The sequence below is a fragment of the Brevundimonas sp. BH3 genome (assembly GCF_045345115.1).
Lineage (GTDB): Bacteria > Pseudomonadota > Alphaproteobacteria > Caulobacterales > Caulobacteraceae > Brevundimonas.
This window is the reverse complement of sequence record NZ_CP150796.1, coordinates 492,584-507,094: the sequence shown is the minus strand read 5'-3', so window position 1 is coordinate 507,094 and position 14,511 is coordinate 492,584. Positions and strand designations below refer to the sequence as shown.

The 14,511-nt window shown below is 59.0% G+C and carries 15 protein-coding genes; 8 read left to right on the top strand and 7 right to left on the bottom strand.

Translation table 11 applies throughout. The annotated features are described in order from the left end of the window. The first annotated feature begins 76 nt into the window (after positions 1-76). The 4 genes from WEU32_RS02400 to WEU32_RS02385 are packed head-to-tail and all read left to right on the top strand — an operon-like array spanning position 77 to position 3,998. Positions 77-1,027, top strand: coding sequence for an SIS domain-containing protein (locus WEU32_RS02400; protein WP_406852739.1), 951 nt, complete (start codon positions 77-79; stop codon positions 1,025-1,027). After that, positions 1,027-2,289 carry a glycosyltransferase family 4 protein gene (locus WEU32_RS02395; protein WP_406852738.1) on the top strand — a complete coding sequence of 421 codons (1,263 nt, stop codon included), beginning with the start codon at positions 1,027-1,029 and terminating at the stop codon, positions 2,287-2,289. Before WEU32_RS02400 ends, WEU32_RS02395 begins: the two co-directional genes overlap by 1 nt. A 30-nt stretch (positions 2,290-2,319) precedes the next feature. Further along, on the top strand, positions 2,320-3,444 hold the full coding sequence (locus WEU32_RS02390; RefSeq protein WP_406852737.1) for a polysaccharide biosynthesis/export family protein: 1,125 nt from the start codon (positions 2,320-2,322) through the stop codon (positions 3,442-3,444). Then, on the top strand, positions 3,444-3,998 hold the full coding sequence (locus tag WEU32_RS02385) for a hypothetical protein (protein ID WP_406852736.1): 555 nt from the start codon (positions 3,444-3,446) through the stop codon (positions 3,996-3,998). The genes WEU32_RS02390 and WEU32_RS02385 overlap by 1 nt, the downstream gene beginning before the upstream one ends. Here WEU32_RS02385 and WEU32_RS02380 read toward each other — a convergent pair. From WEU32_RS02380 to rpmH, 5 genes are all read right to left on the bottom strand, one after another. After that, positions 3,995-4,990, bottom strand: a complete 996-nt coding sequence (locus tag WEU32_RS02380; RefSeq protein ID WP_406852735.1) for an LLM class flavin-dependent oxidoreductase — start codon at positions 4,988-4,990, stop codon at positions 3,995-3,997. The genes WEU32_RS02385 and WEU32_RS02380 overlap by 4 nt on opposite strands. Positions 4,991-5,086: 96 nt before the next feature. Further along, on the bottom strand, positions 5,087-5,746 hold the full coding sequence (gene yihA, locus WEU32_RS02375; protein ID WP_406852734.1) for a ribosome biogenesis GTP-binding protein YihA/YsxC: 660 nt from the start codon (positions 5,744-5,746) through the stop codon (positions 5,087-5,089). A 4-nt stretch (positions 5,747-5,750) separates the two neighbouring features. Further along, positions 5,751-7,544: a membrane protein insertase YidC gene (yidC, locus tag WEU32_RS02370; RefSeq protein WP_312134805.1), complete on the bottom strand. Its 1,794-nt coding sequence runs from the start codon at positions 7,542-7,544 to the stop codon at positions 5,751-5,753. A gap of 5 nt (positions 7,545-7,549) precedes the next feature. After that, positions 7,550-7,990 (bottom strand): ribonuclease P protein component, encoded by a 441-nt coding sequence (gene rnpA, locus WEU32_RS02365; protein ID WP_312134803.1) that lies wholly within the window; start codon positions 7,988-7,990, stop codon positions 7,550-7,552. A 37-nt stretch (positions 7,991-8,027) separates the two neighbouring features. Beyond that, positions 8,028-8,162 carry a 50S ribosomal protein L34 gene (gene rpmH, locus WEU32_RS02360; protein ID WP_003164000.1) on the bottom strand — a complete coding sequence of 45 codons (135 nt, stop codon included), beginning with the start codon at positions 8,160-8,162 and terminating at the stop codon, positions 8,028-8,030. A gap of 165 nt (positions 8,163-8,327) precedes the next feature. On the opposite strand from rpmH, the gene WEU32_RS02355 reads away from it, so the two are divergent. The 3 genes from WEU32_RS02355 (at position 8,328) to WEU32_RS02345 (ending at position 11,082) form a co-directional block, all read left to right on the top strand. Beyond that, positions 8,328-9,065, top strand: coding sequence for a TVP38/TMEM64 family protein (locus WEU32_RS02355; RefSeq protein ID WP_406852733.1), 738 nt, complete (start codon positions 8,328-8,330; stop codon positions 9,063-9,065). A 69-nt stretch (positions 9,066-9,134) separates the two neighbouring features. Further along, positions 9,135-10,652, top strand: coding sequence for a sensor histidine kinase (locus WEU32_RS02350; protein WP_406852732.1), 1,518 nt, complete (start codon positions 9,135-9,137; stop codon positions 10,650-10,652). Next, positions 10,642-11,082: a cell wall hydrolase gene (locus WEU32_RS02345; RefSeq protein ID WP_312134796.1), complete on the top strand. Its 441-nt coding sequence runs from the start codon at positions 10,642-10,644 to the stop codon at positions 11,080-11,082. Before WEU32_RS02350 ends, WEU32_RS02345 begins: the two co-directional genes overlap by 11 nt. A 59-nt stretch (positions 11,083-11,141) precedes the next feature. Here the strand turns inward: WEU32_RS02345 and WEU32_RS02340 are convergent, their stop codons facing one another. Further along, a complete protein-coding gene (locus tag WEU32_RS02340; protein ID WP_406852731.1) occupies positions 11,142-12,194 on the bottom strand; it encodes a ribonucleotide-diphosphate reductase subunit beta in 1,053 nt (350 codons plus the stop codon). A gap of 312 nt (positions 12,195-12,506) precedes the next feature. Here WEU32_RS02340 and WEU32_RS02335 point away from each other — a divergent pair, with 312 nt between their 5' ends. Continuing rightward, on the top strand, positions 12,507-13,082 hold the full coding sequence (locus tag WEU32_RS02335; protein WP_406852730.1) for an HdeD family acid-resistance protein: 576 nt from the start codon (positions 12,507-12,509) through the stop codon (positions 13,080-13,082). A gap of 75 nt (positions 13,083-13,157) precedes the next feature. On the opposite strand, the gene WEU32_RS02330 is transcribed toward WEU32_RS02335, so the two are convergent. After that, a complete protein-coding gene (locus WEU32_RS02330; RefSeq protein ID WP_406852729.1) occupies positions 13,158-14,483 on the bottom strand; it encodes an acetyl-CoA hydrolase/transferase family protein in 1,326 nt (441 codons plus the stop codon). Positions 14,484-14,511 lie beyond the last annotated feature (28 nt).

The following is a 14,511-nucleotide window of genomic DNA, read 5'->3' as shown; positions in this document are numbered from 1 at the left end:
GATATAAGACACTCGCGTCACTGGAATAACTATGACCACTTTATTCGGGCTCCCCCCTTCCGATGTAACAAGCTCAATGACCGAGCGAGCCCGAAGCGTCATCCAGCTGAATATTGCCGCCCTGCAAAAGCTGGACGAGACACTGGACGATTCCATAGCGCGTGCCTGCGCCATCATCCTGTCGCGTCCTGGCTATGTGGTGGTAACTGGCATGGGCAAGTCAGGTCATATCGGAAACAAGATCGCCGCCACCATGGCCTCGACCGGCACCAATGCCTTCTTTGTCCACCCTGCCGAGATGAGCCATGGCGATCTAGGCATGTTGCGCCCCGATGTTACGGTCCTCGCCATTTCCAATTCAGGCGAAAGCCGCGAACTGCGCGATCCACTGATCTATTGCCAGCGCAACAATATTCCGGTCATCGGCATCACCCAGCGCAAGGACAGCCTTCTGGGCCGCCATTCGCAGGTGGTGCTGGAAATGCCCAAGGTCGCAGAAGCCTGCCCCGAGGGTCTGGCCCCAACGACATCCACATTGATGACACTGGCCCTTGGCGATGCCTTGGCCATGGTCCTGATGGAACAGCGAGGCTTCACGCGCGAAGACTTCGGCCTGCACCATCCAGGTGGTGCACTGGGCATGAGTCTGCAATCGGTCCGTGAATGGATGGGGGATCACGCTGCCACGCCAACCTCGGTGGCTCTAGATGCTAATTTCACCGACATCGTCTCGGCGATTACGGCCGGTCGCAAAGGCACGGTTGCGGTACTCAACCCAGACCAGACACTGGCTGGCATTATAACAGACGGTGACGTCCGCCGCGCCTTCAGCCGCGACATTACCAACATCACCGCCGCAGACATTATGAGCCGCTCGCCGATCACCGTTGATCCCGACCAGCGTATGCGTGATGTGGTGGACCTTTTGACCACCAACAAGATCAGCAGCCTCTATGTGGTCGAGGATAATCGCCCGGTGGCCGTGATCCACCTCGCCGAGCTTATGCAAGCCGGTTACGTTTCCTGATGCATCCCACCGTCCTGCTGGATGCCAGCCGGTTGCTGAGCCGCACCGAAAGGGCTGCCCCGACGGGTATAGACCGCGTCTGTCTGGCTTATGCGGAATGGCTGATCGCCCATCCGCAATACCGGATGGTGCCGGTTCGCGCTCGCAAAGGGCAATTGGCTCTGGTGTCCAATGACTGGTTCCGCGAGCGCATCAAAGACCTGCGCACCCGCTGGAATGGTCTGTCCGAAGTGCAGGACCGCCCACAGGACACCGCCCTGCTTCAGGCTTTAAGCACACCCCTGCGCCCTGCCCAGTCTGTGCGATCCCCTCTGCCTGTCACCACTGAAACCCGAAAAAAGCGCCACGTCGCCCGTCAGTTTTTCCGCGCACGACGCACAGCCCTGCCGCCCGCCATGGCCTATATCAATGTTGGACACACAGGGCTGGACGAACCGGGACTCCTGACCTCGCTTCAGGATGCCGGTATTGCCCGCCTGCTGATGGTCCACGATCTCATCCCCGTGACCCATCCCCAGTATTGCCGTCCCGGAGATGATGCCAAACATGCCCGTCGCATACACCACGCCTTGTCGCTGGGCAGCCACATCATCGCCAACAGTGCCTACACCGCCGCCGAGCTGGAACGCTTTGCCTCCGGCCTAAACCTGCCGCGAAGACCGGTCGAAATCGCGCACCTCGGCCTCGAAAGCCATCTTGGGCAAGCCGAACCCCTGGTAACGTCCCGCCCCTATTTCGTGCATGTCGGCACGATCGAGGGCCGCAAGAATCTCGCCTTCATCCTGAATGTGTGGCGAACCTTGACCGAGCAGATGGGCGAGCAAACTCCTTCACTGGTTTTAATCGGACGATATGGCTGGGAAAATGAAGCCGAACTGGCCATGCTGCACCGCTGCCCCGAGCTTCAAGGCAGGGTTCATCAGGCCGAAGGTATGTCTGATCGCTTGTTGACCCGCCTCATGCTGGGCGCGCAAGCTGTTTTATCTCCGTCCAGCGTCGAGGGTTTTGATCTGCCTGCCGTCGAAGCTTCTGCACTTGGTGTGCCACTGATTGCCTCCGATATTCCGCCGCATCGGGAACTGGTGGGTCATGCCCGACTTATTGATCCGCAGGATGGTTTCGGCTGGATGTCTGCTATTAAAGATTACAGCATCCAAAAACCCGAGGTACCACAGTATACGGCACCGGACTGGGCCCGGCATTTTGCCATTGTGGATGAGCGGATACTCAAGCCTCTGGCGACTTTGCACCAACAGAGGTAAGTCTCGGTGAAACGGAATTTAGAGCTTCATATGACCAGAACCGCTGCAAGCCTGATGATCCTCGCCCTTCTTGCGGGTTGCCAGACCTTGCCGCGTGACGGACCTTCGGGTTCGGGCGTGAACAATGGTGCCTCCTCGATCGACGCCACACGCAGCTATGCAATGGTCGATCTAAGCTTTGAACTGAGCGAGCGCCTGCGCCATGCGCCACCGCGTTCCTTTGCTGGTCTTGCCCTGGCGGATAGCCATGAACCGACCGACATCATCGGCATTGGTGATACTCTGGCCGTCAGCATTTTTGCGCCCGGCACCAACCTGTTTGCCAGCGGTGATAGCGGCCCCTCGCTGCCCCCTCTGACTGTCGACCGTAACGGTGCTGTACCGGTTCCCTATGCCGGTTCGGTCAATGTGCGCGGCATGACGCCCGGCGAGGCGGCCACCGCGATACGCCGCTCGCTGGCGGGCAAGGTTGCCAATCCGCAGGTCGTCGTCACTGCCAATTCGGCCTCCAACTCGGTCACGGTTCTGGGCGATGTCCGCAATCCGGGTCGTCAGGCGCTGAATGCCAATCACGACCAGCTGCTGGACATCATCGCCGCCGCCGGTGGCTCGTCGCGTTCTCCCTATGATGTCGATGTGGTGATCATGCGCGAAGGTCGCACCTATTCGGCCCCTATGTCGGTGGTGACCACCAAGTTTGACGAGAATATCCGCCTGCAACGCGGCGACCAGATCAACCTGACCTATCGCCCGCGCCGCTTCTCTTCGTTCGGTGCCTTTAATGCCGTGGCCCGCAGCGAACTGCCGCCCGGCCCACTGACCCTCAGCGAGGCCCTCAGCGGTGTCGGTGGCCTGGATACCAATCAGGCCAATGCCCGCTCGGTCTTGGTCTTCCGCTTTGAGCGCCCCGAGGTGGCACAGGCACTGGGCCTGACCCAACCAGTGACCTCGCGCGGTGTTCCGGTAGTCTATCGCCTGAACCTCAATGAAGGTCAGGGCTTCTTTATCGCCAGCAATTTCCAGATCGAGCCGGACGACATCATCTATGCACCACGTTCGGGTGCGGCTGAAATGCGGAAATTCTTTGAAGTGGTCCAGAGCATGACCCGCATCGTCTATGATCTGTCGGTCACCAACAACGCCCTGACCGACTAATGGGGGTGGTGGACCGTGTACGTCAGGCGCTGGGCTTAGCCGCTCGCGCCACGCCTGCGGTCCTTAACCCTGACCCGAGAAATGATCTGGCATGGCCGGACGATCTACCTCGCCAAATCCGTTCTGTGCGTGATGCGTCGCTCGAAATTTATCGGCAGTACGGTTTGCCGACAGAGACGGGTAACTATCGGGCACAAGGGCCAGAGGCCCCATGGGAAAGGCTGCCTGATAATCTCTCCCCGTCCCAGAAATGGGAACTCTTCCAAGCCGCCCCCGAGGGTGCAGGGTGGCGGTTTGCCGACCGCAGCGGCCTTGGTCGTCATAGTCCGATCGAAGATGTCCGTCAGGCCGCTGCGCTACTGCAAAAATGCGATAATCTGCAACGCAAGCTGGAGAACAACGAAGAGATCACCGCCAACGATATTACCGATGCCATGCTGATCGGCACAGCATCGGGTTTTCTGCTTCAGGCAAGCGCATCCAAGGCCCCAAGCACGGGGCATTCACCGCTGATGTTTACCTCGGCCTCAGACGATCGTCCGCAGAACGACTAGATCGCGTTTAGCCCGACAGCTTCTGCCAAAAGCTCTAACGAACGAACACGCGCCTTCGGATCCCAGATCTGGCTGGTCACCATCAGTTCGTCGGCACCGGTTTTTGCTACAAACGCCTTGATGGTTTCAGCCACAGTGTCCACCGACCCCACAGCCGCACACGACAAGGCCGAATCCACGACCGCTTTCGCTGTGCCATCCAGCCGCTCGTAATAGCCCTCCACGGGTGCCGGCAACTTGCCGGCCTTGTTCAGGCGCAGATTCACAAAAGCCTGCTGGACGGAACTGAACAGTTTTTGCGCCTCTGCATCGGTATCGGCGACAAAGGCATTATAGCCCAGCATCACATAGGGTTTGTCCAGATAGGGAGAAGGTCGGAAGGTCTGGCGATAGATATCGGTGGCCCGCATCATTTCGCCCGGCGCAAAATGGCTGGCAAACGCATAGGGTAGCCCCAGATGCGCCGCCAATTGAGCGCCATAGGTGGATGAGCCCAGAATCCAGACCTTTACCGGCTGACCCCCCCCCGGATAAGCCGCAATACGCTGCCCATCGACCACAGGCTCGAACCAGCGCATCAACTCCATCACATCCTGCGGGAAGCTGTCCACGTCGCCCTGAAGGGTCCGACGCAAGGCTCTCGCTGTCATCTGGTCAGTTCCAGGCGCACGCCCCAGACCCAGATCGATCCGGTCACCATACAGGGCGGCCAGAGTGCCGAACTGTTCAGCAATAACCAGAGGGGCGTGGTTGGGAAGCATCACGCCACCCGCGCCCACTCGAATGGACTTGGTCGCTGCCGCCACCGCCCCGATCACCACCGAGGTCGCCGCGCTGGCAATGCCGGGCATGTTATGGTGTTCGGCCAGCCAGTAGCGTTGATAGCCCAGCCGTTCGGCATGGGAGGCCAACTCCACACTGTTGCGCAGGGCCGTGCCGATGTCCGAACCTTCAGGCACCGGAGCGAGGTCGAGGATGGAATATGCGGTCATGCGACTGATATGGGGTAAGCCCGACCATAAAAAAGAGGGGCGACATGCCATCGCATTTCGCCCCTGCAATTTTATCGACGGCGCTAAGAGACCCGATCAGTCCATGACAACGCCGGTGGTGCGCAATATCTCGGCCCGCAGTTCAGGAAGCCCCACACCCTTTTCCGAAGAGGTCACGGCAACATGCGGATAGGCCGCAGGGCGTTTGGCAATCGCTTTCAAGGTTGCGGCCTGCATCTTTTCGGCCTCGCCCTTTTTGAGCTTGTCCGCCTTGGTCAGCACGATCTGGTACGACACCGCCGCCAGATCGAGCGCATCCAGTGCCTCGTCATCGACCTTTTTCAGACCGTGGCGGGCGTCGATCAACAGATAGACCCGTTTCAGGGTCACACGGCCGCGCAGATAGTCACGGCCCAGATCCTGAAACTTTTTCACCGTGGTCTTTGAAGCCTTGGCCCAGCCATAGCCGGGAAGGTCCACCAGACGGATCTTGTCGTCGAGGTTGAAGAAGTTGACCTCGCGGGTGCGGCCCGGCTCGTTGGAGGCACGCGCAAGCTTGTGCATGCCCACCAGACCGTTGATCAGGCTGGACTTGCCCACGTTCGAACGCCCGGCGAACGCGATCTCGGGCAGATCGGGTTCGGGAAGCTGTTCAATCTTGGCGCAGCCGAGCATGAAGGTGGCCTGACGCGAAAACAGGACGCGGGCGGCCTCGACTTCTTCGGCGGAATATTCGCCAACCTTGGGTTCGTCCAACGGATCAGCCCTTCTTGAAACGGGCAAAGAAGGTGTCGATAGGGTTCTCGGCCTTGTACTTATGCATGATCACATACTGCTGCAGGATCGACAGGATGTTGTTCCACGCCCAGTAGATCAGCAGGCCAGCCGCGAACGGAGCCATGATGAAGGTGAAGACCAGCGGCATCAGCGCAAAGATCTGACGCTGCATCGGGTCTTGTGCTGGCGGGTTCATCGACATTTGCAACCACATGGTCAGACCATAGACCAGCGGCAGGACGCCGAGGTGCAGCGGACCACCCAGAATACCACCCAGCAGCGGAATCGCCGCCGGATCGTAAGGGATCGCACCGAACAGGTTCCAGATGGTCGTCGGGTCTTTCGCCGACAGGTCCTTGATCCAGCCGAAGAAAGGCGCGTGACGCATTTCGATGGTCACGAACAGCACCTTGTACAGCGCATAGAAGACCGGAATCTGCACCAGGATCGGAAGGCAACCCGCCAGCGGATTGATCTTCTCGCGCTGGTACAGGGCCATCATTTCCTGCTGCTGCTTTTGCGGATCCTTGCCGTGCTTTTTCTTCAGCTCTTCCAGCTTGGGCTGCAGCATGCGCATCTTCGACATCGACGCATACGACTTGTTGGCCAGCGGGAAAAGAACCAGCTTCACGACCACAGTCAGGGCCAGAATGGCCAGACCAAAATTGCCTAGCAGGCCGAAGAAGAATTCCAGAACCGCAAAAATCGGACGGGTCAGGAACCAGAACATGCCCCAGTCGATCGCATAGACGAAACGCGGCAGGCCGAGGTTTTCCTCGTAGGATTTCAAAATCTCGTTGCGCTTCACACCGGCAAACAGACGTTGCGTCTCGGTGATCTGCTTGCCTGGCGCGATGATGTGGGCCGCGCCCAGCATGTTGGCTTCGTGCACATCGACGTTCTGGACATTACGCACCGTAAAGCGCGCATCGATCTTTTCGTCCTGAGCCGGGATCAGGGCCGCCAGCCAGTATTTGTCGCTGATACCCATCCAGCCGCCGGTGGAGGTCTTCTCCACACGCGCCTTCTTGGCCCAGTCTTTGTACTTGATCTGCTCGGTCGAATAGGACTTGCCCTCGCCAAAGGTGCCGATGGCACCTTCGTGCGAAATCATCTGTTTGCCGAGGTCATCTGCAATGCCCTGACGCTCCACGCGGCCATACGGCGCGATGGTGATCGGGGTTGCGCCAAGGTTGGCCACAGTATCCTTGACGGTAAACAGATATTGTTCATCCACCGAAATGGTGCGGGTAAAGCGCAGGCCGTTGCCATTATCCCAGGTCAGTTCAACCGGCGTGGTCGGGGTCAGCTTGTCGCCCTTGGACAGGGTCCAGACAGTGTTCGGTCCCGGAACACCACCGGCGACGTTTTCACCACGCCAGCCGAATTGGGCGAAATAGGCATGTTCCATACCCTGCGGGCGGAACAACTCGACCGGAGCATCGCTGCCCAGTTCCTGTTTGTAGTTGGTCAGGAACAGGTCGTCGATGCGGCTGCCCAGCAGGGACAGCGAGCCCTTGACCGTGCCGGTTTCGATCTGAACACGACCGGCGGCACCCAGCGCCGCCGAACGGTCCGTGACATAGGCACCACCGGCCAGAGTGGCCTCGGCATCGCCCACGGCAGTGCCAGCCTCTTGCGACATTTCAGCGGTCGCAATACGGGCCGCGCGCTGCTGGTCAGCCTGCGGCTTCATCACGGCGAAATAGTAGAAGCCCATAATCAGGGCCGCGCACACGAAGAAGATGATTGTGTTGCGCGAATTTTCTCTTTGCATCGGGATCAGCGGTCCTGGTCAGCGGCCTGTGTGGCGGGGCGCGATTGATCATTATGGGGCGCACCGAAATTACCACCCTTAGCAAGGGATGGATCGGTGCGCATCTTGGAGAGCCTTGTAAGGGCCGATTTCACATCGTCAAGCAATCGGTCCCAGTCTCGGTCAGCCGTGCCCATGCGGGCAATCAACACATAGTCACAGCCTGGCGCGCCATAAAGAGGCAAAAGCTGGCGTGCAGCCTCGCGTAACCGGCGCTTGGCGCGGTTGCGCACCACCGATCCGCCGACTTTTCGGGTCGCGGTAAATCCGGCACGGATGGCATCGCTGCCGTCGGCCCGGTCAAGCTGTTGGATGACCACGGCGCCTCTCGCTTGAGAAACGCCTTTGGCGGCCGCCAGAAACTGGGGCCGCCGCAATAGGCGATCGATTTTCATCAGATCGGTCATGCGCCCTCCCTTTAGACTGGGTTATGGGCGCGTGACTTTAGGCGGTCAGGCGCTTGCGGCCTTTAGCGCGACGACGCGCTACGATCTTTTGACCGTTCTTGGTGGCCATCCGCGAACGGAAGCCGTGACGGCGCTTGCGCACGAGACGCGACGGCTGATAGGTCCGTTTCACGGTCGGCTCCAGGTTATAAAGGTTGAACGATAGATACGATCATCTACCGCGGAAGAGAGGCGGGCGTATAGAACCCCCCTGCATCGGAGTCAACGGTATGGAGCCGTTTGTCAGCGCCACAAGCACCGGAATCGTCCAAGTTTTTTTATATCATCGCAATCTGGAATGCCCGCCTTGCCCCGTCTGACCCGATTTATACCTCTGGCACTGGTGGTTTTGGTCGCAACCCTGATCTTTGCGACAGGCTGGAACCGCTATCTATCTCTGGAAACTCTTAGGCTGCACGGGGCCATGCTGTCTGCTTGGGCGGACCAGTATTATCTACTGGCCCTGCTGGCACTGATGGTGGTGTTTACGGTTCTAACCGCCAGTGTTGTGCCCGGTGTGTTCTTTGTCACCCTGACAGCAGGATACCTGTTCGGCCCCTGGGTCGGCGGTATTGCCACGGCCCTTGCTGCCACCCTTGGCGCATTATCCGTCTATTATGTAGGCCGCACGGCGCTTGGAGAATCACTGAAACGCAAGGCCGCTGCCGATACGGGTCTTCTCAAGCGCATCTGCGACGGCGTGGATCGCAACACCTTCTGGTACGTGCTGACCGCACGCCTGATCGTTTCGGTGCCGTTTCATATGATCAATGTGGCCGCAGGGGTCATGTCTGCCCCTTTGCGCCCCTATCTCACAGCCACCTTTATCGGCCTGCTGCCTGCCCATATCATCTATTGCTGGATCGGGAGCGGGCTACACAGCGTACTGCTGTATGATCCGGACCCCGATATCCACTCCCTGTTCCAGCGTTTTATGTGGCCCCTGATGGGCGTAGCCTTCCTGTCGATGATCCTGCCTCTGAGCCTCAAACTGTATAAAAGTCGGCTCTTGTCGTCTTCCGACCGTCTGCCCTGATACATCTCTGTTCGGCTTCTTGCCCAAGATAGGCTCACCAAGCTTTACAGACGTGCTATTGAACCCGTTGTGACTGATCCGCGCCGCATTTCTATTGGCAAGCTCAAACTGCCGTCCTTCCCCCGCAAGGGCGAGCGCTTGCGCCCGCATGGTCCGGACGGACTGACGGCGCGCCTTATGCTGCTGACGGTGGCCTTCACGCTGCTGGTGGCGGGCATGATCCTTGTCCCTAGCGCCTCCTCGTTCCAGGAGCGCTGGCTACGGGACCGGCTACAGGCCGCCGAACTGGCCTCTGTGGGGGTCGAGGCCCTGCCCTATTCCGCCGTCGAGGACACGACGGCCGAACAGCTTTTGACCATTGGTGGGGTGCAGTCGGTTGTTGTGGGCGAACAGGGCGTACGGCGCCTGCTGTTGCAAGCTCCCAACCTGCCGCGCACGCCTGACCTGATCGACCTTAGAAACCGTAGTATCGGCAGCAAGCTCCTTGATCCGTGGCGGACCCTGTTTGGCCATCCTGACCGGTCACTGCGGGTACAGGCCACGCCTCGATATCGCTCGGGCGACCTGATCGAGATTCTGGCCCCTGCCCAGCCTCTCAAGATCGAGTTGAGGGCCTATATCCTCAACAACCTGATTGTCTCGATGATTATTGCACTGGTGGCGGGCGGCCTGTTGTGGCTGGGCCTGTCATTTCTGGTGCTGCAGCCTTTGCAAAGGGTCACCCGTTCTATTGAGCGCTTTGCCGCCAATCCCGAAATCCGTGGCGAGGTCCCTTCGGATCGTCATGACGAGATCGGTCGTGTCGAGCGCGAACTGGCCCGTATGCAAGAAGAGGTACGCCAGTCTTTGCGCTCGCGTGCCCGTCTGGTGGCACTGGGAGAGGCCGTAGCCAAGATCAATCACGATCTTCGCAATATGCTAACCTCGGCCCAGATCGCTTCTGAACGTCTGTCCTCTTCGTCGGACCCGCTGGTGGCCAAGGCCCTGCCGCGTCTGGAAAGAGCGCTGGGCCGCGCCGCCAATCTGGCCCGCAATGTGCTGGAATACGGTAAGTCCGAAGAGCCTGAGCCGGAACGCCGCCGCCTTTTGCTGGCTCGTGTTGTAGCCGCCGCAGGAGAAGATGCCGGCCTATCGGATAAGGGGGTGCGCCTGATCGCAGAGCTGCCCACCCGTTTCGTCATCAGCGCCGATCCCGACCAGCTTCACCGCATTCTGGTCAATCTGATGCGTAACGCCCGACAAGCCATCGAAAGCCTGAATAGCGGCGAGGTCGGACAGATCAGCATCGAGGCCGATATCCAGAACGGCATGTCTGTCATTCGCATCCGCGACAATGGACCGGGTGTTCCCGAGCGTCTGGCGGGCCGGTTGTTCGAGCCTTTTGTCAGTGGATCCAAGTCCGATGGCACCGGCCTTGGCCTGACAATTTCGCGCGAACTGGCCGCCAATCACGGCGGCGATCTGCGGCTGGTGGAAACCGGACCGGAAGGTTCAACGTTTGAACTGCGACTGCCACAACCTGTCACCGGTGCCGATGCACCTGCCAAAATGCCAGAAGACACAGGAGTCTCTTCCCATGCCGACTAAGACCTTCATCCTTTGCAGCGCCCTGGTATTGGGTCTGGCAGCCCCTGCCGCAGCCCAGAAGGCCGCGCCCCCTCAATCTGCCGACCCTGTGGCACAGGCGCTGCGCGAGCGCGGCGAAGCCTATCACCGTGCCGACGACGCTAAACAGGATCCGCAGGAACAGCGCACTACCAATGCTCTGAATGCCGAGATTCTGGACCAGAACGATCTGGCCGAAATGCGTGATCGCGCCAATCAGGCCGAATACGCCAAGGCCGAGGCCGAATATCAAGCCGAGCTGGCCCGCGTTGAAGCCGAGCGCCTGCGCATCGAAGCCGAAACCGCACAGCACCAAGCCCGTTATCAGGCCGAGCAAGAACGCTATGCCCGCGCCCGTGCGGATTGGGAAGCCTGCACCAAGGGTGACCGCAGCCGCTGCACACCGCAATAACCAACGAAAAGGCGCGGAACCCGAGAAGTTCCGCGCCTTTTTAAGTCTCTAGATAAAGATCAGGCTCCCTGTTCGGCCTGTTCCTTGCGCTTCTTCATCAGCGCATCGAAACTATCCCATACACCGTCCGCGCCATGCCATGCCCCTTGGGTCGCGGCCTTGGAATATTCGGTCGCGCGGGCCTCGAAGAAGTTGGCGTGCTCGACACCCGACAGCAGGGCCTGCAGCCACGGCAGCGGGTTTTCCGTTACGCCATAGACTTCCGGCAGGTTCAGCTGGCGCAGGCGCCAGTCCGCGATGAAGCGGATATATTGTTTGATGTCGTCAGGCGTCATGCCGTTCACCGGCCCCAACTCGAAGGCCAGATCGATAAACTTGTCTTCCATGTCGATCACGGTCTTGCAGCAATCAACGATGTCGTCGGCGACGGCCTTGGTCACCGCACCCGTTTCCTTGTTGAAGGCGTGGTACAGTTTGATGATGCCTTCGCAGTGCAGGCTTTCATCGCGCACCGACCACGAGACGATCTGGCCCATGCCCTTCATCTTGTTCTGGCGCGGGAAGTTCATCAGCATCGCGAACGATGCGAACAGTTGCAGCCCTTCAGAGAAGCCACCGAACATCGCCAGGGTGCGGCAGATGTCGGCATCGGTCTCGACGCCGAACTGGCCCATATAGTCGTGCTTGTCCTTCATAGCCTCATATTCCATGAAGGCCCCGAACTCGCTCTCGGGCATGCCGATGGTTTCGAGCAGAAGCGCATAGGCGGCAATATGGATGGTCTCCATATTGGCAAAGGCCGCCAGCATCATCTTCACTTCGGTCGGCTTAAACACCCGACCATAGCGCTCCATATAGTTGTCCTGAACCTCGATATCCGCCTGGGTGAAGAAGCGGAAAATCTGGGTCAGCAGGTTGCGCTCGCTGTCGTCCAGCTTGGCGGCCCAATCCTTGACGTCCTCGCCCAGTGGCACTTCCTCGGGCATCCAGTGGACTTGCTGCTGCTTCTTCCACATGTCGAAAGCCCACGGATAACGGAAGGGCTTATAGGCGGCCGAAGGGGTCAGCAGACCGGCCGTGCCGGGCTGGATGATCGAGGAATGGGCGTTCATCGCTCAAGGTCCTGACTGGAAGAAACAGGGAAAGGAATCTGGTGGTCACCATGCGCCAGCTCACGCATCGGCACAACCCAATCCACCCGCTATTTTGCGTTCTAATTTTATACGGACACTAGATATAGGGGCTTTAGACCATATACCTGTGGGAGAAGCCGAGGATAAATTCTCGTCGACCACACGACACAAAGCGGCATCGCTACCTGTGCCAGCATAACAAACATCCGCCATGCGAATTTATCGCGCTTAGGAACCCACCTGTGCCGTGGGGATTTATTTTACATTTCTAACAGGCTGCGGGAGAACACAATGAGCGAGACTCCTCCAACACAAGGTAACCTGTATTCAGCCATCCAGGCCGATCTGTCCGCAGCGTGGAACATTGTGCTTCTACGCTCCGTGCTTGCCATTATTTTCGGCGGTATTGCCGTTGTCTGGCCAATGGTCAGCCTGATTGCCTTTGTTTTCCTTTATGCTTTCTACGCATTGATGGACGGCATTTTGTCTCTCTATGCAGCCATCCGCGGCGGCGGTACCCGCTCTCGCTGGTGGTTGGTATTTGGCGGCATCGCCGGACTGGTCGCCGGCGGCATTGCAATCGCCATGCCCGGCCTTACCGCTCTCGTCTTTGTCATGCTGGTAGGTGCCGCCGCTATCGTTCGGGGCGCGTTCGACATGATCGGAGCCTTCGTACTGCGTAAAACCGTCAAACACTCATGGATATTGGTTCCGGCCGGTATCGTGTCTGTCTTGTTCGGTATTCTGGTGTTGGCAGCGCCAGCCCAAGCCTCCATCACCCTCACATGGGTGATCGGAGCCTGGGCCATTGTTCTGGGTATTGCAGGCGTCATCTGGTCGCTACAGCTGCGTAAACACGCACAGTAATCCGACTGCCAATCATCGACACAAAAAGACCGCCGTTTGCAACAAACGGCGGGCTTCTTTTATCTGAGGCCATATCTAGTTCTGGATCATACCCAGTTCGCGTGCCTGAGCAGTCAGTTCCTCACGGAACTCCGGTGCCGCTAGACCGATCAGAGCACGGGCGCGCTCATCGTCGCTTAGACCACGCAGATTGACTGCGCCATGTTCGGTAACCACCCACTGCACATCATTGCGTGGCGTGGTGACCGGACCGTCAAGCTTGGCCACGATGCGTGACACGGTGCCTTTAGCTGCAGTCGAGTGGCAGGCAATGATCGATTTGCCGCCCTTCGAACGCGAAGCCCCGCGTACAAAATCCAACTGACCACCGGCCGCAGTAAACTGACGACCGTTCAGATATTCCGAACAGGCCGCGCCCGTCAGATCAATCTGCAAGGTCGCATTCACCGATACCACCTTGTCGTTTTGAGCAATAACCGCCGGGTCGTTCACATAGTCGACGCCATAGGCCTCGAAATCGGCATTGCCGTTCATGAAATCATAGTCGTCCTTGGTCCCCATGGCGAAGGTAAAGACCGACTTGCCTTTATGGATCGCTTTGCGGCTGTTATTGATCACGCCCGCCTTGATCAGCGCCATCAGACCCGGCGTCATCAGTTCGGTGTGAACCCCCAGATCCTTGCGATCGAACAAGGCCGCACAAACTGCATCCGGCAACGCGCCGATCCCCATTTGCAACGTCGAGCCGTCCTCGATCATACCGGCAATAATACCGCCAATGATTTCGTCATTGGGGGTCATCGGAGCCTTGCCCGCCTCGATCAGCGGCACATGGTTCTCGACCAGAGCCGTGACCTCGGAAATGTGCACGCGGGTATCACCGGCCACGCGCGGGAAATTCTCGTTGACCTCGAGGATCAGACGCGCGCCCGAACGGGCCACCGGCGTCGCATAGTCTGTGTTCACCCCGAACGAGAAATATCCCTCCTCATCCATTGGCGAGACTGTGGTTACCAGTGTGTCCACCTTGACCTGATTGACCAGAACATCGGGGGTCTGCTGGAAGCTGGTCGGGATGAACCACACGCCCTGACGGCCCTCGTCACGACCACGCTGGTCCAGCTTGCGCTCGATAGCGCCGTGGAAAAGGCTGTAGGGACGCAGACGGTCTGTCAGTTCGTAGCGCAACACCGTATCGCCCGCTGTTTTGACCGACAGCAGATAATAGATGTTCACATCGGCAATATCGCCAGCCTCGGCCCGATCGGCCAAGGCCTTCAGCAGGGCGGGAGGCTGGGAAATTCCCAGACCCATGGCGACCTTTGCTCCTGCGTTCACGGATTTGACTGCCGCGTCGGCGGTTACAAGCTTGGCGGCGTACTGTGCAGCAAAGTCAGTCATAGTTCCCTCGAAGGTCCAGCAAGCCTAA